Below are 19,256 nucleotides of genomic sequence, written 5' to 3' on the forward strand. Positions count from 1 at the left end.
GGGTTTGATTTCACGGAGCGTCCTGCATGTCCGGCAATACCTACGGCAAGTTGTTCACTGTCACCACCGCTGGCGAAAGCCATGGTCCGGCGTTGGTCGCCATTGTCGACGGCTGCCCGCCGGGCCTGGAGATTTCCCTGGAAGATCTGCAGCGCGACCTTGATCGCCGCAAGCCTGGCACCAGCCGCCACACCACCCAGCGCCAGGAAGCCGATGAAGTCGAAATCCTCTCCGGCGTGTTCGAGGGCCGCACCACCGGTTGCTCGATCGGCCTGCTGATTCGCAATACCGACCAGAAGTCCAAGGACTACTCGGCGATCAAGGACCTGTTCCGCCCGGCTCACGCCGACTACACCTATCACCATAAATACGGCGAACGCGATTATCGCGGCGGTGGCCGCAGTTCCGCGCGGGAAACCGCCATGCGCGTGGCGGCCGGTGCGATCGCCAAGAAGTATCTGGCCAGTCAGGGCATCGTCATTCGCGGTTACATGAGCCAGCTCGGCCCGATCGAAATTCCGTTCAAGACCTGGGATTCGGTCGAAGAAAACGCCTTTTTCAGTCCTGACCCGGACAAGGTCCCGGAGCTGGAAGCGTACATGGACCAGTTGCGCCGCGATCAGGACTCGGTCGGAGCGAAGATCACCGTGGTCGCCGAAGGCGTGATGCCGGGTCTTGGCGAACCGATTTTCGACCGCCTCGACGCCGAACTGGCCCACGCGCTGATGAGCATCAACGCGGTCAAAGGCGTGGAGATCGGCGCCGGGTTCACCTGTGTCGCCCAGCGTGGTACCGAACACCGCGATGAACTGACGCCGGAGGGTTTCCTCAGCAACAACGCCGGCGGCATCCTCGGTGGCATCTCGTCCGGCCAGCCAATCGTTGCGCATCTGGCATTGAAACCGACCTCGAGCATCACCACCCCGGGGCATTCGATCGACGTGAATGGCAACCCGGTCGATGTGATCACCAAGGGGCGTCACGATCCTTGTGTCGGCATCCGCGCGACGCCGATCGCCGAAGCGATGATGGCCATCGTGCTGATGGATCACCTGCTGCGCCACCGTGGGCAGAACGCCGATGTGCGCGTGAGCACGCCGGTGCTGGGCCAGCTCTGATGGCCGCGCTCAAAGCCGTCGCGGCATAGCCGGCGTGGCGGCGCTTCCTTACTGGCGGTTGTCCAGTTTCTATCTGTTCTATTTCGCCTTGCTCGGATCGACAGCGCCATTTCTGGCGCTGTACTTCGATCACCTCGGCTTCAGCGCCGCACGCATCGGCGAGCTGGTGGCGATTCCGATGCTGATGCGCTGCGTGGCGCCGAACATCTGGGGCTGGCTCGGCGATTACACCGGCAGGCGTCTGGCCATCGTGCGCTTTGGTGCGGTGTGCACGTTGCTGACCTTTTCGCTGATCTTCGTCAGTCAGACCTACGCCTGGCTGGCGATGGTCATGGCCCTGCATGCGTTCTTCTGGCACGCGGTGCTGCCGCAGTTCGAAGTCATCACCCTCGCGCATCTGCAGGGGCAAACATCGCGCTACAGCCAGATTCGCCTGTGGGGCTCGATCGGTTTCATCATCACTGTGGTAGTGCTGGGGCGGCTGTTCGAATGGCTCAGTCTGGACATTTATCCGGCGGCGCTGGTGCTGATCATGGCCGGTATCGTCCTGAGTAGCCTGTGGGTGCCGAATGCACAGCCGGCGCAAGGCAATCGGCCGACGGGTGAGGGCTTCCTCAAGCAATTGCGTCATCCCGGCGTGCTGGCGTTTTATGCTTGCGTCGCGCTGATGCAGGTCAGCCACGGGCCGTATTACACCTTTCTGACTTTGCACCTTGAACGCCTCGGTTACAGCCGTGGCGTCATCGGTATGCTCTGGGCCGTGGGCGTGGTGGCCGAAGTGCTGATGTTCATGGCCATGAGCCGCATTCTGGCGCGCTTTTCCCTGCGCCGGGTGCTGCTGGCGAGCTTCCTTCTGGCGGCGTTGCGTTGGGTGCTGCTCGGTTCGTTTGCGGAGTTTCTCTGGGTGTTGTTGTTCGCCCAGGTGTTGCATGCAGCGACATTCGGCAGCTTTCATGCGGCTGCCATCGCTTTCGTGCAACGTAGTTTCGGCGCCCGCCAGCAAGGCCAGGGCCAGGCGCTGTATGCGGCACTGGCCGGCACCGGCGGGGCGCTCGGCGCGCTGTATTCCGGCTACAGCTGGAATGCCCTCGGCGCAACATTGACCTTTAGTATTGCCAGTCTCGCAGCGCTTGCCGCTGCCGTTATCATTGCCACATGTATGCAAGAGGACAGGCCATGAGCCTTAGTCGTGAACAGCTCGCCCAGCAGATCGTTGACGCCGGGCGTTTTCTATATGGCCGTGGCTGGTCGCCAGCTACCAGCAGCAACTATTCGACACGCCTGTCGCCGAGCGAAGCGCTGTTGACCGTATCGGGCAAGCACAAGGGCCAGTTGGGTGTGGATGACGTGCTCGCTACCGATCTGTCCGGCAATAGCCTGGAGCCGGGCAAGAAACCCTCCGCCGAAACCTTGCTGCACACCCAGCTCTACAGTTGGCGCGCGGAAATCGGCGCGGTGCTGCACACCCATTCGGTGAATGCCACGGTGCTGTCGCGCCTGACCCCGGAAGATTTCATCGAATTTGAAGACTACGAATTGCAGAAAGCCTTCAGCGGCATTTCCACCCACGAATCACGGGTGCGTGTGCCGATTTTCGACAACGATCAGGACATTGCGCGCCTCGCCGCCAAGGTGCAGCCTTGGCTCGACGCCCATCCCGATTGCGTCGGTTATCTGATCCGCGGCCATGGTCTCTATACCTGGGGCGCGCAGATGAGCGACGCGCTGCGGCAGATCGAGGCTTTTGAATTCCTGTTTGAATGCGAGTTGAAAACCCGCAGCGTCATGAACCGCCAAGGCTGAGTTCATCTGAAACAGCCTGTTTGCCTGATGCCATGCGGCGCCCGACCGGTCTTCAAGAGCCGGACGGCGCCGCCGCTACCGAGGAATTGCCCATGAGCAGCCTGTCCGTTTATCACGTTTCCAGCCCTGAGATTCCCAATAAGGTGCTGACCCATTTCGAAGATATCGCCTCGACGCTGGCCGAGCAGGGCGTGCGTTTCGACCGCTGGCAGGCCGCCGCGAAGATTCAGCCCGGCGCCAGTCAGGAAGAGGTCATCAGCGCTTATAAAGAGCAGATCGACAAACTGATGACTGAGCGCGGTTACATTACGGTCGATGTGATCAGCCTCAACAGTGATCATCCGCAAAAAGCCGAGCTGCGCGCCAAGTTCCTCGAAGAGCACCGCCATGGCGAAGACGAAGTGCGATTTTTCGTCGCCGGTCGTGGCTTGTTTACCCTGCATATCGACGATTACGTCTATGCCGTGCTTTGCGAGAAAAATGATCTGATCTCGGTTCCCGCCGGCACCAAGCACTGGTTCGACATGGGCGAGCATCCGCATTTCGTAGCGATTCGTCTGTTCAACAACCCGGAAGGCTGGGTTGCCAATTTCACCGGCGAAGACATCGCCGGTCGTTTCCCGCGTCTGGAGGACTGAAACCGTGTCGATCAAAGCCATCCTCACCGACATCGAAGGCACCACCAGCGCGGTGAGTTTCGTCTTCGACGTGCTGTTTCCCTACGCCGCCGAACATTTGCCCGACTTTGTGCGCCAGAACGCTTCGCGTGCTGATGTCGCCGAACAGCTCGACGCCGTGCGCCGAGACAGCAACGAGCCGCAGGCCGATGTCGAGCGGGTTGTTGAAATCCTCTTGAGCTGGATCGCTGAAGACCGCAAAGCCACGCCGCTCAAGGCGTTGCAAGGCATGGTCTGGGCGCAGGGCTATCAGGCCGGGCAGCTGAAAGGGCATGTTTATCCGGATGCTGTTGAAGCGCTGCAACGTTGGCATGCGGCCGGTTATCAACTGTTTGTTTACTCATCCGGCTCGATCCAGGCGCAGAAACTGATTTTCGGTTGCTCGGAGGCGGGGGATCTGACACCGCTGTTCAGCGGCTATTTCGACACCACATCAGGGCCGAAGCGTGAGGCGCAGTCCTACCGCAACATTCAACAGGCGGTGGGTGTTGAAGCCGATGAAATCCTGTTCCTCTCGGATATCGTCGAAGAGCTCGACGCTGCCCAGTCAGCCGGCATGAAAACCTGTGGCCTGGCGCGTGAAGGCGGTGAGTTGGCAGGACACGTGACGGTGGACAGCTTTACCGGGATCGAACCGGAAGCGTTCTGACCATTGCACACATCCCTGTAGGAGCTGTCGAGTGAAACGAGGCTGCAATCTTTCGATTTACGCATGAAATCAAGATCAAAAGATCGCAGCGTGCCGCAGCTCCTACAAAAATCATGCGCACATAAAAACAGGCCGTGAAGCGCATGCTCCACGGCCTGTTTTTGTTTAAAGCCAATTACAGCGAGTGATAGGTCGGCAGAGCAAAACGCTGCTGGCTCTGCAGCATCGCAATTTGCGGCAGCTCGCTGGCTTGTTCGGCCAGGTCGCGGCGGATCGCGCTGATCGCCCACGACAGTTGGTCACCGGCATGCAGTTGCTGATACGAGAGGGCGCGTTTGAAGACTTTGCCGTCGCTGCTACGCAGTGTGAGCAGGATGCCACCGTCAGGACGCGGGGCAGTGCTGACTTCGTAGTTGGAGAACAGCGATGTAAATTTTTCTTGAATCAGGCTCATGTCATCAGCTCCGTATGTACTTGAATGGCAAGCATGCGGAGGTAGTTGCAGCGTTTGTGCCAGTATTGATGCGAATAAATTCCCTTTAAAATCAACGAGTTGAAAGTAGTGCATTTTGCAGGCGTCGTGCAATCTGCATGAATGGCCATCGTGCATCCTGCATTTTGCGTGATTTTTCTCCGTACAACGGAACCAAACGTCCGTACCAGAATCCGCTCTTCCCCGGAGGCGCGACGGGATACAAATCATTGCAAAAACCGCGTGTACAGCCCCGCGAGCACTGACGTACTTTCCTTCTCGACCCATGGCGTAAACGCGTCGGTCGCAGTCATTACCCGATAACAAGAACAGCGGTCTGCACGTCAAGATCGAACGGGGAGCTTTCATGCGTCACGCACCAAGCGACACGATTACCTGGGGCATGATGCTCCGCAAACTGCCGATGATCGCCAAGGCCATCCCCCGGGTGGTCAAAGGCATGAAAGTGGCCAACGTTACGGATCCGACCCAAACGTGTGGCCTGGGCTGGACGTTCGAGCAGGCGACGCTGCGCAATCCCGATGGTGTGGCGTTATTGCAGGGCGACGTGGCGTTGACCTACACACAGGTCAACCAGTGGGCCAATCGCATTGCGCATTATCTGAGCGAGCAAGGTATCGGCAAAGGCGATGTGGTCGCGGTGTTCATCGAGAACCGTGCGGAATTACTGGTGACAATCCTGGCGCTGGCCAAGCTCGGCGCGGTCAGTGCGCTGCTCAACACCTCATTGATGCGCGACACGCTTGTTCACAGCATCAATCTGGTTGCGCCTGCGGCCATCGTGGTCGGGGAAGAACTGACCGCTGCCTATGCCGGCGTGCGTGATCAGGTAGCGATCGCAGCGCCCCGCACCTGGTTTGTCGCTGATCAGGACACATACAGCCACCCGGGCATCGCGCCCGAGGATTACGTCAATCTGATCAGCGCCAGTGCTGACGCCAGCAGCGATAACCCGCCGAGCAGCGCGCAAGTATTCTTCGACGATCCGTGTTTCTACATCTACACCTCCGGCACCACCGGTCTGCCCAAGGCCGGGGTTTTCAAGCACGGACGGTGGATGCGCAGTTCGGCGAGCTTCGGCATGATCGCCCTCGATATGCGCCCGGATGATGTCGTTTACTGCACCTTGCCGCTGTATCACGCCACAGGTCTGTGCGTGTGTTGGGGATCGGCGATCAACGGCGCCTCGGGTTTCGCCATCCGCCGCAAATTCAGCGCCAGCCAGTTCTGGAATGATGTGCGCCGCTATCGCGCGACCACCATCGGCTATGTTGGCGAATTGTGCCGCTACCTGGTCGAGCAACCGGTCAGCGTCGATGACAGCCGTCACGATGTGCGCAAGATGATCGGCAATGGCCTGCGTCCTGGTGCTTGGGCCGAGTTCAAATCACGTTTTGCGGTGGAGCATATCTGTGAGCTGTACGCGGCCAGCGACGGCAACATCGGTTTCACCAACATCCTCAATTTCGACAACACCGTCGGGTTTTCCCTGATGGCCTGGGAACTGGTCGCTTACGACCATGACAGTGGCGAGCCGTTGCGCGGCGAAGATGGTTTCATGCGCAAGGTCGGCAAGGGCGAGCAAGGCCTGCTGCTGGCGCGGATCGACGAAAAAGCGCCGCTGGACGGTTACACCGATCCGCAGAAAACCGCCCGCGTCGTATTGCACGATGTGTTCAACAAGGGCGATCGCTTTTTCAACACCGGCGACCTGCTGCGCAACATCGGTTTCGGCCATGCTCAATTTGTTGATCGCCTCGGCGATACGTATCGCTGGAAGGGTGAAAACGTGTCGACCACCGAAGTCGAGAACCTGTTGCTGCAACATCCATTGATTGCTGAAGCCGTGGCCTACGGTGTCGAAATCCCCAACACCAACGGGCGCGCCGGAATGGCCGCCATCACTCCTGCGGAATCCTTGGCCACGCTGGATTTCGCTGAATTGCTGAGTTTCGTCCGGCAACGTATGCCGGCTTATGCCGTGCCGTTGTTCCTGCGGGTGAAAGTGAAAATGGAAACCACCGGCACGTTCAAGTACCAGAAGACTCGCCTGAAAACAGAAGGCTTCGATCCCGGCCTCACGGGCGATGACCCGATCTTCGCCTGGCTGCCGGGCAGCGAAACTTATGTGCATGTCAGTGAGCAAATCCTCGCTGAAATTCAACAAGGCAAACATCGGTATTGAGCGTGGCTATCGGGACGCTCGGAAAAAACCGAGTGACAGGCACCGTCGCGCTCGGGAAACTGTCGGCTTCCGATAGACCGAAATGGAGTGCCACATGTCTGACCAAAGCCGCCAGATGACCCCTGAAGAAGCTGCCGAATTCACCGAGCAGGTTTTCAACAAGGCGCGCGACGGTGATGCCGAGATGCTTGATCGCCTGGTCACCGCCGGGCTGCCGGTGAACCTGAAAAACAGCAAGGGCGACACCTTGTTGATGCTCGCCAGCTACTACGGCCATGTTGATGCGGTGAAGGTTCTGCTTAAACACAAAGCCGATCCGGAAATGCGCAATGGCAACGGCCAGAGCCCGATTGCCGGCGCCGCGTTCAAAGGCGATCTGGCGGTGGTCAAGGCGCTGGTTGAGGCGGGCGCCGAGATTGAAGGTTCTTCCTTCGACGGCCGCACGGCGCTGATGATGGCGGCGATGTTCAATCGCGTTGAAATCGTCGATTACCTGATCGGCCAGGGTGCTGACCCGAGAGCCAAGGACGCCAATGGCGTGACCGCGCTGGATGCGGCGCGGACCATGGGTGCAGTCGATACCACTGCGCAGCTGGAAAAGTTGTTGGCCTGATAAACGATCAAAAGATCGCAGCCTGCGGCAGCTCCTACACTTGATGCGTTCGCCAAGTGAACGCAGGACCTGTAGGAGCTGCCGAAGGCTGCGATCTTTTGCTTTTCTGCGCTATTCTTCGCGCCCGAAATTCTACTGTCACTACAGGATCCGCCCTCATGAAAGCCGCACTCGTCGAACTCATCAGCAAAATCAGCTCCGGCTGCATGGGCGAGGACGAGATCCTGAAAGTGGCCGACGAAGCCGCGCAGGCCTACGCCGATGCCAATGCTTTTCTGGCCGCCAATCCGGACATCAACTACGACGACACATTCCCGATCCCGCTGGGTGAGTGGGTAGTGGTCGGCAGCCTGCCGGAAACTGTGCTGTTCCAGGCCGATACCTATGTCGATCTGTTCGCACAAATCGTTGCTTCGTTTGGCCCCGGCGTGGATTTCAACCTCAAGCCCAAACAACTGGCCAAGACCGAAGCACTGACCGCACTCAACCGCATCCAGGTGCAGATGAGCAGCCTGAACAAGGAAAACGGCGGTTACACGTTGATGAACTTCAGCCAGTTGCTCGACGATGAATTGCAAATGGTCCTGGTCTACGGCAACGACGTACCCCGCGTGCTGGAGTTGTGCGCCGAGGTCGGCATCGCCGCTGCGCCGGCACTGGAAGCCTTGAAGGTCGCTGTTCACGTCTGAACGCAATAAAAGGGAACCCTGCGCGCGACCGTCTATCCTAAAAGTGCATGCCACTATTCTGGAGCGACACCATGGGTTCCACGTTCAACGGTCTGATTGGCCTGATCATCCTTGCCCTCGATATCTGGGCCATCATCAATGTGCTCAAAAGCGGCGCCTCCACCGGGATGAAAATCGTCTGGGTGTTGCTGATTATCCTCCTGCCGGTGCTGGGCCTGATCATCTGGGCTATTGCCGGGCCACGGGGTAACGTCCGGATCTGAGCTGATTTTCGATCACACGGTCATCCCTGTGGGAGCGAGCCTGCTCGCGAAGACGTTGTGTCAGTCGCCATCACCGGCAACTGATACTCCGCTTTCGCGAGCAGGCTCGCTCCCACATTGGTTTGCGCTGGTAAAAAACAACCGGAGGTTCGACCTGTCATCTTCGGCAACGTAGAATGCGCGCCTTTCCCGGGCAATCGTCCCCACGATGGCGCCCGCGCATTTATCGGAGCACTTGACCATGACCGTCACCAAGACCAGCGAGTACCTGGAAACCCTCTACGAAGGCTACGGCCAGCGTTTTCGCATGGAAAAACTGCTGCACGAAGTGCGCACCGAACACCAGCACCTGGTGATCTTCCAGAACCCGCGCATGGGCCGGGTGATGGCGCTGGACGGCGTGATCCAGACCACCGAAGCCGACGAATTCATCTACCACGAAATGCTCACCCACGTGCCGATCCTTGCTCACGGCACCGCCAAGCGCGTGCTGATCATCGGCGGCGGTGACGGCGGCATGCTGCGCGAAGTGACCAAACACGCCGGCGTCGAGCACATCACCATGGTCGAGATCGACGGCACCGTGGTCGACATGTGCAAGGAATTCCTGCCGAACCATTCTGCTGGTGCCTACGACGATCCGCGCCTGAACCTGGTGATCGATGACGGCATGCGTTTCGTCGCCACCACCACTGAAAAATTCGACGTGATCATCTCCGACTCCACCGACCCGATCGGCCCGGGCGAAGTGCTGTTCTCGGAGAATTTCTACCAGGCGTGCCACCGCTGCCTGAACGAAGGCGGCATCCTGGTGACTCAGAACGGCACGCCGTTCATGCAAATCGACGAAGTCAAAACCACCGCCGGTCGCCTGCGCAGCCTGTTCCCGGACTGGCACTTCTACCAGGCCGCCGTGCCGACCTACATCGGCGGCTCGATGACCTTCGCCTGGGGCTCGACCAACCCGGCCTACCGCAAGCTCAGCCGTGAAACCCTGCAACAGCGCTTCATCGGCAGCGGCATCGTCACCCGTTACTACAATCCGGAAATCCACATCGGCGCGTTCGCCTTGCCGCAATACGTGCTGCAAGCGGTCAACAAGCCAAGCAACGACTGATCACTCTGAAGTCGCTCTGCAAGGGAGCTTTTGTGGCGAGGGGATCTATCCCCGTTGGGATGCGCAGCATCCGTGAACCGGCCTGCGCGGTGTCTCCGTTAAACCGCAATGGACGGCATTACGACTGCTGCGCAGCCGAACGGGGATAAATCCCCTCGCCACAGAGTCCGCCCTATCGATCGGATGGTTATTTTCACCGTTGGCGGCTGTAATCCTTTTGAACCAACTATCGCGGAAAAAAGTCGAGATAGAGGTAAGCCCATTTACGGGTTGATCGAGGAGGCACTGATGCAAAAGTGGAAAGTCACTTTCGTGGATGATCACGGCGAAATTGTTGATGAAGTCTTCGAACGTGAGGAATGCCCGTCCGATGATGAAGCCGCGCGGCTGATCAAGGAGCGGCTTCTTCCGGTCGCCGCCCAGCTGGATCTCAACGACCTGCAAGGGCGCACCACCGATGCCGAGGTGAAAAACCTCAAGACCCAGAACGGCATCGAAATCCTCAGCATCACCCCTGTCTGAACACTTCCTGTCATCTCGTAAACCAGGCCTTGGCAGCGGCGCTCTCTTGGGGCTACTCTGCAAGCGAGATCAGCGAATGGATCGCTAAGGTCTGGTCTTGTCAGCTACATGCTTGTTTCCCGCGCGCAACCACGTTGCCGTAGTACTTAGGCCAAAAGGCCCGGGGCGGGAATACGGAAAGTCTATCCATCAATCGAGGGGGACGATTCATGAGCACAGCCTATCAAGAAGACATCAGCAGCAACGTTCTGCGCCGCATGAAAGAAGGCGGTTTCGATTTTTCCCGGTTCCATCCCATCGAGTTCTACGCGATTTTCCCGGACGAGGAGCGGGCGCGCAGGGCAGCAGGCAAATTTCGCGGTGAATCCATCAATGCCCAGGTCAGTGCGCGAGACGACGGCGCCTGGTCGCTGGAATTGAGCAAAGTGATGTACGCAACCTATGACGACATCGGCGATTTCGAGCAAGGCTTTTCTGCCGTGGTCGAACCGCTGGGCGGCATTATCGAGGGTTGGGGCGTGAAGCAGGAGGTGCGCAATCGTTACCGGTTGAATTGATATTGCGCATTGTTTGTCGGACAACGGCTGACCTTCGGGTCGGCCGTTGTCGTTTCTGGCTTCTGCACATCGCAGTGGCAAAACCCTGAAACAAGAATCCCGGGCAAAAAAAACCACCGGAGAGGGTGGCTAAAAGGGAAGACGGGTGTGCAGTAAAGTCCTGTCGGTACGGGGCTGCCAAGGCAGTTCAGATCAGTTGAGCTGTCTACTTCGCGGCGGCTTGCCGGGGAAGTTTTGCAGCGAATGCGCGGATTATCCGCGGTCGTGGCCGGGCAGTGAAATCAACTCTGACTATGCTGGTGATAGGCGATGCAGTGCGTCGCAATGAAGCGGGGGCAATCGGGCCGGGGCATTTGCCGCACAGGAATGGTGCGCAGCCTTCGGCGTGGATCTACAACCGATTGAAATCAAAGCGTTTATGCCGATGGCACGGGCCTTGCGAAGGCCTGTATGTCCGGAGTGACAAGGAGTACGGCATGATCCGCACCTATTTTGACGAGATGTACGATGCCGGCGGCCTGGTCCGCCCGCATTACCGGGAATTTGCCCGCTGGCTGGCCGAGACGCCCGACGAGCTGCTCGCGCAGCGCCGCCGCGAGGCCGATCTGCTGTTCCACCGTGCCGGGATCACCTTCACGCTCTATGGCGACGAGCAGGGCACCGAGCGCCTGATTCCGTTCGACACCATTCCCCGCAGCATTCCGGCCAGTGAATGGCGGATTGTCGAGCGCGGCTGCATCCAGCGGGTCAAAGCGTTGAACATGTTCCTCGCCGACCTCTACCACGAGCAGCGCATCATCAAGGCCGGGATCATTCCCGCCGAACAGGTGCTGGCCAACGAGCAATACCAGTTGGCGATGCAAGGCCTGGATCTGCACCGCGACATCTACTCGCACATCTCCGGCGTCGATCTGGTGCGCGACGGCGATGGCACTTATTACGTTCTCGAAGACAACCTGCGCACCCCCAGCGGCGTCAGCTACATGCTCGAAGACCGCAAGATGATGATGCGTCTGTTCCCCGAACTGTTCTCCGCCCAGCGCATCGCCCCGATCGATCACTATCCCAATCTGCTGCTCGACACCCTGAAAAGCTCAAGCCCGATCGACAACCCGAGCGTGGTGGTGTTGACGCCGGGACGCTTCAACAGCGCGTTCTTCGAACATGCGTTTCTGGCGCGGGAGATGGGCGTTGAACTGGTGGAAGGCGCAGATCTGTTCGTGCGTGACGACAAGGTATTCATGCGCACCACCGATGGCCCGAAAGCGGTCGACGTGATCTATCGCCGCCTCGACGACGCGTTCCTTGATCCGCTGGCGTTCAACCCGGACTCGATGCTCGGCGTGCCGGGGCTGCTGTCGTCTTATCGCTCCGGCAATGTGGTGCTGGCCAATGCCATCGGCACCGGGGTCGCGGACGATAAATCGGTTTACCCGTTTGTCACCGACATGATCCGTTTTTACCTCGACGAAGAGCCGATCCTGAAAAACGTGCCGACCTGGCAATGCCGCAACCCGTCCGAGCTGTCCCACGTACTGGCCAATCTTGCGGATTTGGTCGTCAAGGAAACCCAGGGCTCCGGCGGTTACGGGATGCTGGTCGGACCGGCCGCGACGACGGCGGAAATCGATGCCTTTCGCGAGCGCATCAAAGCCAAACCCCATGCCTACATTGCGCAACCGACACTATCGCTGTCGACCTGTCCGACCTTTGTCGAAAACGGCATCGCGCCGCGCCATATCGACTTGCGTCCGTTCGTGCTGTCCGGCCGCGAAACCCGTGTGGTGCCTGGCGGTTTGACCCGTGTCGCGTTGCGTGAAGGCTCCCTGGTGGTGAACTCCTCCCAGGGCGGCGGGACCAAGGACACCTGGGTAGTCGAGGATTGAAGGAAGCTTGCCATGTTAAGTAGAACTGCCTCGGATCTGTACTGGATGTCGCGTTACCTGGAGCGTGCGGAGAATCTCGCGCGCATGCTCGACATCAGCTATTCGCTGTCGCTGATGCCGCAGGACGGGCGCGGCGATGGCCTGCATGAACTCGCTATGCCGTTGCTGATCACCGGCACCTTGGACGATTACCTTGAACGCCACGGCGACCTGCACGCTGAACGCTTGCTGCATTTCTTCGCACTGGACGCGGCCAACCCGGCCAGTATCTACAGCTGCCTTGGTGCAGCGCGGGCCAGTGCCCATGCCGTGCGCGGGCGAATCACTGCGGACATGTGGGAAAACATCAACGCGACCTGGCTGGAAATTCGCGGCATCGCCGAACAGGGCTTGAGCCGCTATGGCATGAGTCGTTTCTGCGAATGGATCAAGGAGCGTTCGCACCTGTTTCGCGGCGCCTCTTACGGCACGATCATGCGCAACGACGCGTTTCGCTTTATTCGTCTGGGCACGTTTATCGAGCGCGCGGACAACACGCTGCGCCTGCTTGATGCCCGTTACGAAATGGCCGGCGATCAGGCCGAAGCAGTCAGCGACGGCACGGCGCACGCCTATTACCAATGGAGTGCGCTGCTGCGCGCCTTGTCCTCATTCGAGGCCTACACCGAAATCTACCGCGACGCGCCCGGCGCCCGGCATGTCGCCGAACTGCTGCTGTTACGCGCCGATGTGCCGCGTTCGCTGCGTGCCTGTACCGAAGAGATCGACCAGATCCTCGCGCAACTGCCAGGCGCCAACGGCCGACCGGCACAACGCCTGGCGGCGGAAATGGACGCGCGCCTGCGTTACACCGGCATCAACGAAATTCTCGAAGAAGGCCTGCACGCCTGGCTGACCGAATTCATCCCGCTGGTGCGCCAGTTGGGCAACGCCATTCACAGTTCCTACCTGGAGGCTGCATGAGACTTTCCATAAGCCACGAGACCACCTATCACTACGAAGATCAGGTGCGCGCGAGCATCCAGTACCTGCGCCTGACACCCCACGACAGCGAGCGTCAGCATGTCCTCAGTTGGCAACTCGACTTGCCGCGTCCGGTGCGTGCGCAGCTCGATCCGTTTGGCAACATCCTGCATGTGCTGACCATGGACGAGCCTCACGAAGCGATCATCATTGGCGCCCGGGGTCAGGTCGATATCGATGAATTGCGCGAGGCCGAACATGAGAGCCAGTCGGCGCTGCCGTTCCTGCGCTTCACGCGCCTGACCGAAGCCGACGAAGCCTTGCGCGAGTTTGCCGCGAAGAACTGCAAGCAGCGGCGAGACCGCACCGCGCTGATCGACTTGATGCACGGTCTGAATCAGCACATGAGCTACACGCCGGGCTCTACCGAAGTCGACACCAGCGCCGCCGAAGCTTTCGCCGGTCGGGCCGGGGTCTGTCAGGATCATGCCCACGCCTTTCTAGCCTGCGCGCGCAGTCTCGGCGTGCCGTCGCGTTACGTGTCGGGTTATCTGTACAGCGAAGATTGCGAGCATCTGGCCAGCCATGCCTGGGCGGAAGCGTGGCTGGATGACGCGTGGTACAGCTTCGACGTGACCAACCAGCTGGCGCGCCCGGAGCGACACCTGAAGCTGGCGGTGGGCCTGGATTATCTCGATGCCTGCCCGGTCCGTGGCATGCGCCGGGGCGGTGGCTGCGAGCAGATGCATGCGAAGGTGTTCGTCTCGCCGACACCGGTTATTTCCGTGCAGCAACAATAGATTCGGGATACCGCTATCGCTGGCAAGCCAGCTCCCACAGGATGACCGCTGATTCGAACTCTGCGCATACCCTGTGGGAGCTGGCTTGCCAGCGAAGAGGCCAGTAATAACACCCTAAGGCTTACGGCTTAACTTTGCGCCCGGCCATGTGCTTGAGATAGCCCACCAGCATTTCAAGATCTGTATCCGGCAATACCTCAGCAGAAAACCCCGGCATCTTCGCCTGCGGCCACTGACGCAAACTCTGCGGATCGCGGATGTAGCGCTTCAAGAAATCCGCCCCGAAATACTCGGTCGGGCTATACGGAATATTCAGATCCGGACCGAACTGCGCGTCTCCGGCACCATTCAGCCGGTGGCAGGCCAGGCAATTTTTCTGAAACAGGGCAAAACCCTGGTTCACCGGATCATCGGCCTTCAAGGCAGGATCGGGCAGCAGGGCAGGAAAGCGTTGGGCCACCGGCGCCATCAGCTTGATGCTGGCGACTTCGAACGGCCACTGTTCGGGGCTGATATTGCCCGCCTGCGGATCGGTCCAGACCAGATAGAACGGCCCGGCGCTGTGCTTGCCGGCTGACAGCGGTGGCCACGGCTGCGCCGGATCCTCGATCGCCAGCCATGCCCGCGCGCCGTCCTTGTTCAGCAATGGCGCAGCGGCCAACTCTGCGGCAAAGCCGTCCAGCGCCACCGCTTGCAAGTGATCCTCCGGCTTGACCCCCTTCAGCAATGCGGCCAGAGGCACAGCCTGATAAGTCATGTCCTTCTTGTAGGAAACATCATTGTCGATCGTGAGAGTTTGCAGCTGAGGATGTCTGAGCAGCTCTTCGGTCTGCCAGGTGCGGCTGTTTGCGCCCAACTGCAGATCCAGTTGTGCGGCAGCCAAGGGCAAGCTCAGTAGCAAGGCACCGAGCGCAATGAGGGTTTTCAAATGATCGCCGTCCATGTCGTGGTAGTGCGCAAAGGTTGGCACAACCGCGCTGGCCCGGGTAGCGGGCCAGTCACATTTTCAGCGGCGACATACAGCACGCGACGTTTGAATCAGCCGATGACCTTGGTCAGATTCGGCAAGATCAACAACAGCGTCGTGGCGAAAAGAATGAGTCCTGCTTGACGTACTTTCGGTTGTTTGAACATGGCTTGACCGCCTTTATTGTTATTTCCTGATGCGTGCCTGACTGCATTTCCCTGACGGCACGCGTTGCACTTCCTGTTGAAGCACGCCCGTCTCGGCAAAACCCGACGACGATGGCGTACATGTTCACCTTAGAGCCCGCGTCACCCTTCGCTTAGATCCATTTCATATGGGGATCTTGAAAAAAGCTTTTAAAACGGCATGAGGCGTATTGCCAGCTTCTTTGCCGCCCGCTGGCTAGACAACTCGACGACCTGAACCGGTTCACCTGAGGTCCGATGACCGTCCGTCTGAGCGTGTGCGTCAAGCGCTTTGAGCAATGTGGTCATTGCTTGCCAGTCGGCGCAGGGCGAAAGTGAAGTGACAATAAATCAGGTTCGAGGACGTCATGACTGAAGCTTTGATTTTCGATGCGTTACGCACTCCGCGTGGCAGAGGCAAGGCCGATGGCGCGCTGCACAGCGTGAAGCCGGTCAACCTGGTGGCCGGTTTGCTGAGCGCTTTGCAGGCGCGCACCGCGCTGGATACCAGTCAGGTCGATGACGTCGTCCTTGGCTGCGTCACGCCGATCGGCGATCAAGGTTCGGACATCGCCAAGACGGCGGTGCAAGTGGCCGACTGGGACGTCAGCGTCGCCGGTGTGCAGATCAACCGTTTCTGCGCTTCGGGTCTGGAAGCGGTGAATCTTGGCGCGATGAAAGTGCGCTCGGGTTTCGAGGATCTGGTGGTGGTTGGCGGCGTCGAGTCGATGTCGCGGGTGCCGATGGGCAGCGATGGCGGCGCCTGGGCACTGGACCCGCAGACCAACCTGCACAGCCATTTCACTCCGCAAGGCGTCGGCGCCGATCTGATCGCCACCCTCGAAGGCTTCAGCCGGCAGGATGTCGATGCCTACGCACTGCACTCCCAGCAAAAAGCCGCACGAGCGCTGGCCGACGGCTCGTTCAACAAGTCGCTGGTGCCGGTGCAGGATCAGAACGGCATCATCCTGCTTGACCACGATGAGTTCATCCGCGCCGAGTCTACCCTCGAGGGCCTGGGCAAGCTCAAGCCGAGTTTCGAAATGATCGGGCAAATGGGCTTCGACGCCACGGCGTTGCGGGTCTACAGCCATGTCGAGCGGATCAACCACGTGCACACGCCGGGCAACAGTTCCGGCATTGTCGACGGTGCGGCGCTGATGCTCATCGGCTCCGAAGCCAAGGGCCGCGCGCTGGGGCTGCAGCCACGCGCGCGTATTGTCGCCACGGCCGTCACCAGCACAGATCCGACCATCATGCTCACCGGCCCAGCGCCGGCGACCCGCAAAGCCTTGGCCAAGGCCGGACTGCGGGTGGAGGACATCGATCTGTTCGAGGTCAACGAAGCGTTTGCTTCGGTGGTGTTGAAATTCATCAAGGACATGGCCGTCGACCCGGGCAAGGTCAACGTCAACGGCGGCTCGATCGCCATGGGCCACCCGCTGGGCGCCACCGGTTGCGCGATCCTCGGCACCCTGCTTGATGAACTGGAAGCGCGCAACTTGCGCTACGGCCTGGCGACGCTGTGTGTCGGCGGCGGCATGGGCATTGCCACCATCATCGAACGCCTCTGAGCCCCGACTTCAAGGAACCCTGTTATGAGCGAAGCCATTCGTTACGAAAAAGGCCAGGACGCTATCGTCGTGCTGACCATGGACATGCCGGGCCAGAGCGCCAACACCATGAACGCCGTTTATCGCGAGGCCATGGCCGCTTGCGTTGCTCGTTTGTCAGCGGACAAAGACAGCATCGCCGGAGTGATCATCACCTCCGCGAAGAAAACCTTTTTTGCCGGCGGCGACCTCAATGAATTGATCAAGGTTGGCAAGCCCGAAGCCAAAGCTTTCTACGACATGGTGCTGACTCTCAAGGCGCAATTGCGCAGCCTGGAAACCCTCGGCAAACCGGTTGTCGCGGCGATCAACGGCGCTGCGCTGGGCGGCGGCTGGGAGATCTGTCTGGCCTGTCACCACCGCATTGCTGTTGATGACGCCTCGGTGCAACTCGGTCTACCGGAAGTGACCCTTGGCCTGTTGCCGGGCGGCGGCGGGGTGGTGCGCATGGTGCGCATGCTCGGCATCGAAAAAGCGCTGCCGTACTTGCTTGAAGGCAAGAAGATGCGCCCGCAACAGGCGTTGCAGGCCGGGCTGATTGATGAACTGGCATCGGATCGCGATGAGCTGCTGGCCAAGGCGCGCGCGTGGATTCTCGCCAATCCGGCGGCAGTGCAACGCTGGGACGTCAAGGGTTACCAGATACCTGGCGGCACGCCATCGAACCCGAAAGTGGCGCAGATGCTGGCGATTGCGCCGTCGATCCTGCGCGCGAAAACTCAAGGCACCCTGCCGGCGCCGGAGAAGATTCTATGCGCGGCGGTGGAGGGCGCTCAGGTCGATTTCGACACCGCGCACCTGATCGAAACCCGCTACTTCACCGAGCTGACGACCGGGCAGATTTCGAAAAACCTGATCGGCACGTTCTGGTTCCAGTTGAACGAAATCAACGCCGGCGGTTCCAGACCGCAAGGTTTTGCGTCCTATAAAGCCCGGAAAGTCGGCGTGCTCGGCGCCGGAATGATGGGCGCGGGCATCGCGTTTGTCAGCGCCTCGGCCGGTATCGAAGTCGTCCTCAAGGACATCAACCTTGCCGCAGCCGAGAAGGGCAAAGCGCATTCCGCAGCGCTGCTGGACAAGAAAGTTGCCCGTGGCCAAATGACTGCCGAACAGCGCGAAGCGGTGCTGGCGCGCATCGTTGCGAGCGAAAGCGATGGCGATCTGGCCGGTTGCGATCTGATCATCGAAGCGGTGTTCGAGGATCGCCAGCTCAAAGCCAAGGTATCTGCCGCCGCGCAACAGGTGGTGGGTGGCGACGCTGTCATCGCCTCCAACACATCGACCCTGCCGATCACCGGTCTGGCGACGGCGGTACCCGATCAAAGTAAATTCATCGGCCTGCATTTCTTCAGTCCGGTGGAAAAAATGCCGCTGGTGGAAATCATCAAGGGCGCGCAGACCAGCGTCGAAACTCTCGCTCGCGGTTTCGACTTCGTCCTGCAAATCAAAAAGACTCCGATCGTGGTCAATGACAGTCGCGGCTTCTTTACCTCGCGGGTTTTCGGCACGTTCACCAACGAGGGCATCGCCATGCTCGGCGAGGGTGTCAGTGCGCCGATGATCGAGACCGAAGCGCGCAAGGCCGGGATGCCGGTCGGGCCTCTGGCAATCTCCGATGAAGTTTCCCTCAGCCTGATGAGCCATATCCGTCAGCAGACGGCCAAGGACTTGCAGGCAGAAGGCAAACCGCTGATTGAGCACCCGGCCTTCGCCGTGATCGATTTGATGCTCAATGAATTCAAGCGACCGGGCAAAGCTGGCGGAGGCGGTTTTTATGAGTATCCAGCGGGCGCGCAGAAGGATTTGTGGCCGGAGCTGAAAACGCGCTTCGAGAAGGCCGGCGGACAGATCTCTGCGAAGGATGTGCGTGATCGGCTGTTGTTTGTGCAGGCCATCGAAACCGTGCGTTGCGTGGAGGAGGGCGTGCTCACCTCGACGGCGGATGCCAACGTCGGTTCGATCTTCGGCATCGGTTTCGCCGCGTGGACCGGCGGTGCGCTGCAGTTCATCAACCAGTATGGCCTGGAGGACTTCATCGCCCGCGCGCAGTATCTGGCCGAGCAATACGGCGAGCGTTTTACCCCGCCAGCGCTGCTGCTGGACAAAGCGGCGAAAGGTGAAATGTTCTAGGGCCGGCGAGCACTTCGGGGCTTGCC

General features: G+C 59.8%; 19 protein-coding genes. 17 read left to right on the forward strand and 2 right to left on the reverse strand.

The genetic code is table 11. The annotated features are described in order from the left end of the window. Window positions 1-26 precede the first annotated feature (26 nt). The 5 genes from aroC to mtnC all read left to right on the forward strand — a co-directional run bounded on the left by aroC (window position 27) and on the right by mtnC (window position 4,247). Complete coding sequence (gene aroC, locus ASG55_RS04880) at window positions 27-1,118, forward strand: chorismate synthase (protein ID WP_056784052.1); 1,092 nt, start codon at window positions 27-29, stop codon at window positions 1,116-1,118. Window positions 1,119-1,152: 34 nt separating this feature from the next. Further along, on the forward strand, window positions 1,153-2,298 hold the full coding sequence (locus ASG55_RS04885) for an MFS transporter (RefSeq protein WP_024012224.1): 1,146 nt from the start codon (window positions 1,153-1,155) through the stop codon (window positions 2,296-2,298). Further along, on the forward strand, window positions 2,295-2,921 hold the full coding sequence (locus tag ASG55_RS04890; RefSeq protein ID WP_024012225.1) for a methylthioribulose 1-phosphate dehydratase: 627 nt from the start codon (window positions 2,295-2,297) through the stop codon (window positions 2,919-2,921). Before ASG55_RS04885 ends, ASG55_RS04890 begins: the two co-directional genes overlap by 4 nt. Window positions 2,922-3,013: 92 nt before the next feature. Next, the gene (locus ASG55_RS04895) at window positions 3,014-3,559 is read left to right on the forward strand and encodes a 1,2-dihydroxy-3-keto-5-methylthiopentene dioxygenase (protein WP_038861971.1); all 546 of its coding nucleotides are present in this window, start codon (window positions 3,014-3,016) and stop codon (window positions 3,557-3,559) included. A 4-nt stretch (window positions 3,560-3,563) separates the two neighbouring features. After that, a complete protein-coding gene (mtnC, locus tag ASG55_RS04900; RefSeq protein WP_056784055.1) occupies window positions 3,564-4,247 on the forward strand; it encodes an acireductone synthase in 684 nt (227 codons plus the stop codon). A 175-nt stretch (window positions 4,248-4,422) separates the two neighbouring features. Here the strand turns inward: mtnC and ASG55_RS04905 are convergent, their stop codons facing one another. Beyond that, window positions 4,423-4,701 (reverse strand): DUF3509 domain-containing protein, encoded by a 279-nt coding sequence (locus tag ASG55_RS04905; protein ID WP_016773780.1) that lies wholly within the window; start codon window positions 4,699-4,701, stop codon window positions 4,423-4,425. A gap of 385 nt (window positions 4,702-5,086) precedes the next feature. Between ASG55_RS04905 and ASG55_RS04910 the strand changes: the two genes are divergently transcribed. The 10 genes from ASG55_RS04910 to ASG55_RS04955 all read left to right on the forward strand — a co-directional run bounded on the left by ASG55_RS04910 (window position 5,087) and on the right by ASG55_RS04955 (window position 14,335). Beyond that, window positions 5,087-6,925, forward strand: a complete 1,839-nt coding sequence (locus tag ASG55_RS04910; protein ID WP_056784056.1) for a long-chain-acyl-CoA synthetase — start codon at window positions 5,087-5,089, stop codon at window positions 6,923-6,925. Between the two features lie 94 nt (window positions 6,926-7,019). After that, window positions 7,020-7,538, forward strand: coding sequence for an ankyrin repeat domain-containing protein (locus tag ASG55_RS04915; protein ID WP_056784059.1), 519 nt, complete (start codon window positions 7,020-7,022; stop codon window positions 7,536-7,538). A gap of 158 nt (window positions 7,539-7,696) precedes the next feature. Further along, window positions 7,697-8,227, forward strand: a complete 531-nt coding sequence (locus tag ASG55_RS04920) for a hypothetical protein (protein ID WP_056784060.1) — start codon at window positions 7,697-7,699, stop codon at window positions 8,225-8,227. Window positions 8,228-8,298: 71 nt separating this feature from the next. After that, window positions 8,299-8,490, forward strand: coding sequence for a PLDc N-terminal domain-containing protein (locus tag ASG55_RS04925; protein ID WP_016773784.1), 192 nt, complete (start codon window positions 8,299-8,301; stop codon window positions 8,488-8,490). A 241-nt stretch (window positions 8,491-8,731) separates the two neighbouring features. Continuing rightward, window positions 8,732-9,607 carry a polyamine aminopropyltransferase gene (gene speE / locus ASG55_RS04930; protein ID WP_016773785.1) on the forward strand — a complete coding sequence of 292 codons (876 nt, stop codon included), beginning with the start codon at window positions 8,732-8,734 and terminating at the stop codon, window positions 9,605-9,607. A 288-nt stretch (window positions 9,608-9,895) separates the two neighbouring features. Continuing rightward, a complete protein-coding gene (locus ASG55_RS04935; RefSeq protein WP_056784063.1) occupies window positions 9,896-10,129 on the forward strand; it encodes a hypothetical protein in 234 nt (77 codons plus the stop codon). Window positions 10,130-10,338: 209 nt separating this feature from the next. Continuing rightward, window positions 10,339-10,686 (forward strand): ribonuclease E inhibitor RraB, encoded by a 348-nt coding sequence (locus tag ASG55_RS04940; RefSeq protein ID WP_003223226.1) that lies wholly within the window; start codon window positions 10,339-10,341, stop codon window positions 10,684-10,686. Window positions 10,687-11,162: 476 nt separating this feature from the next. Further along, window positions 11,163-12,572: a circularly permuted type 2 ATP-grasp protein gene (locus tag ASG55_RS04945; protein WP_056784066.1), complete on the forward strand. Its 1,410-nt coding sequence runs from the start codon at window positions 11,163-11,165 to the stop codon at window positions 12,570-12,572. A 12-nt stretch (window positions 12,573-12,584) separates the two neighbouring features. After that, window positions 12,585-13,535 carry an alpha-E domain-containing protein gene (locus ASG55_RS04950; RefSeq protein ID WP_016773788.1) on the forward strand — a complete coding sequence of 317 codons (951 nt, stop codon included), beginning with the start codon at window positions 12,585-12,587 and terminating at the stop codon, window positions 13,533-13,535. Further along, window positions 13,532-14,335 carry a transglutaminase family protein gene (locus tag ASG55_RS04955; protein ID WP_056784068.1) on the forward strand — a complete coding sequence of 268 codons (804 nt, stop codon included), beginning with the start codon at window positions 13,532-13,534 and terminating at the stop codon, window positions 14,333-14,335. The genes ASG55_RS04950 and ASG55_RS04955 overlap by 4 nt, the downstream gene beginning before the upstream one ends. Window positions 14,336-14,456: 121 nt before the next feature. Here the strand turns inward: ASG55_RS04955 and ASG55_RS04960 are convergent, their stop codons facing one another. Further along, window positions 14,457-15,278, reverse strand: a complete 822-nt coding sequence (locus ASG55_RS04960; protein WP_056784070.1) for a c-type cytochrome — start codon at window positions 15,276-15,278, stop codon at window positions 14,457-14,459. Window positions 15,279-15,855: 577 nt separating this feature from the next. Here ASG55_RS04960 and ASG55_RS04965 point away from each other — a divergent pair. Together ASG55_RS04965 and ASG55_RS04970 are read left to right on the forward strand one after the other, a co-directional pair. Further along, window positions 15,856-17,061 carry an acetyl-CoA C-acetyltransferase gene (locus tag ASG55_RS04965; protein WP_056784072.1) on the forward strand — a complete coding sequence of 402 codons (1,206 nt, stop codon included), beginning with the start codon at window positions 15,856-15,858 and terminating at the stop codon, window positions 17,059-17,061. A gap of 24 nt (window positions 17,062-17,085) precedes the next feature. After that, a complete protein-coding gene (locus ASG55_RS04970) occupies window positions 17,086-19,230 on the forward strand; it encodes a 3-hydroxyacyl-CoA dehydrogenase NAD-binding domain-containing protein (RefSeq protein ID WP_056784076.1) in 2,145 nt (714 codons plus the stop codon). Window positions 19,231-19,256: the final 26 nt, after the last annotated feature.

This window comes from Pseudomonas sp. Leaf434, from assembly GCF_001425545.1.
GTDB lineage: Bacteria > Pseudomonadota > Gammaproteobacteria > Pseudomonadales > Pseudomonadaceae > Aquipseudomonas > Aquipseudomonas siliginis.

What these genes read in the sequence shown, in the direction of transcription:
- aroC (WP_056784052.1), top strand. Translation starts at nt 27, where the DNA reads ATGTCCGGCAATACCTACGGCAAGTTGTTCACTGTCACCACCGCTGGC.
- ASG55_RS04890 (WP_024012225.1), top strand. Translation starts at nt 2,295, where the DNA reads ATGAGCCTTAGTCGTGAACAGCTCGCCCAGCAGATCGTTGACGCCGGG.
- ASG55_RS04895 (WP_038861971.1), top strand. Translation starts at nt 3,014, where the DNA reads ATGAGCAGCCTGTCCGTTTATCACGTTTCCAGCCCTGAGATTCCCAAT.
- ASG55_RS04905 (WP_016773780.1), bottom strand. Translation starts at nt 4,701, where the DNA reads ATGAGCCTGATTCAAGAAAAATTTACATCGCTGTTCTCCAACTACGAA.
- ASG55_RS04910 (WP_056784056.1), top strand. Translation starts at nt 5,087, where the DNA reads ATGCGTCACGCACCAAGCGACACGATTACCTGGGGCATGATGCTCCGC.
- ASG55_RS04915 (WP_056784059.1), top strand. Translation starts at nt 7,020, where the DNA reads ATGTCTGACCAAAGCCGCCAGATGACCCCTGAAGAAGCTGCCGAATTC.
- ASG55_RS04920 (WP_056784060.1), top strand. Translation starts at nt 7,697, where the DNA reads ATGAAAGCCGCACTCGTCGAACTCATCAGCAAAATCAGCTCCGGCTGC.
- ASG55_RS04925 (WP_016773784.1), top strand. Translation starts at nt 8,299, where the DNA reads ATGGGTTCCACGTTCAACGGTCTGATTGGCCTGATCATCCTTGCCCTC.
- speE (WP_016773785.1), top strand. Translation starts at nt 8,732, where the DNA reads ATGACCGTCACCAAGACCAGCGAGTACCTGGAAACCCTCTACGAAGGC.
- ASG55_RS04935 (WP_056784063.1), top strand. Translation starts at nt 9,896, where the DNA reads ATGCAAAAGTGGAAAGTCACTTTCGTGGATGATCACGGCGAAATTGTT.
- ASG55_RS04940 (WP_003223226.1), top strand. Translation starts at nt 10,339, where the DNA reads ATGAGCACAGCCTATCAAGAAGACATCAGCAGCAACGTTCTGCGCCGC.
- ASG55_RS04945 (WP_056784066.1), top strand. Translation starts at nt 11,163, where the DNA reads ATGATCCGCACCTATTTTGACGAGATGTACGATGCCGGCGGCCTGGTC.
- ASG55_RS04950 (WP_016773788.1), top strand. Translation starts at nt 12,585, where the DNA reads ATGTTAAGTAGAACTGCCTCGGATCTGTACTGGATGTCGCGTTACCTG.
- ASG55_RS04955 (WP_056784068.1), top strand. Translation starts at nt 13,532, where the DNA reads ATGAGACTTTCCATAAGCCACGAGACCACCTATCACTACGAAGATCAG.
- ASG55_RS04960 (WP_056784070.1), bottom strand. Translation starts at nt 15,278, where the DNA reads ATGGACGGCGATCATTTGAAAACCCTCATTGCGCTCGGTGCCTTGCTA.
- ASG55_RS04965 (WP_056784072.1), top strand. Translation starts at nt 15,856, where the DNA reads ATGACTGAAGCTTTGATTTTCGATGCGTTACGCACTCCGCGTGGCAGA.
- ASG55_RS04970 (WP_056784076.1), top strand. Translation starts at nt 17,086, where the DNA reads ATGAGCGAAGCCATTCGTTACGAAAAAGGCCAGGACGCTATCGTCGTG.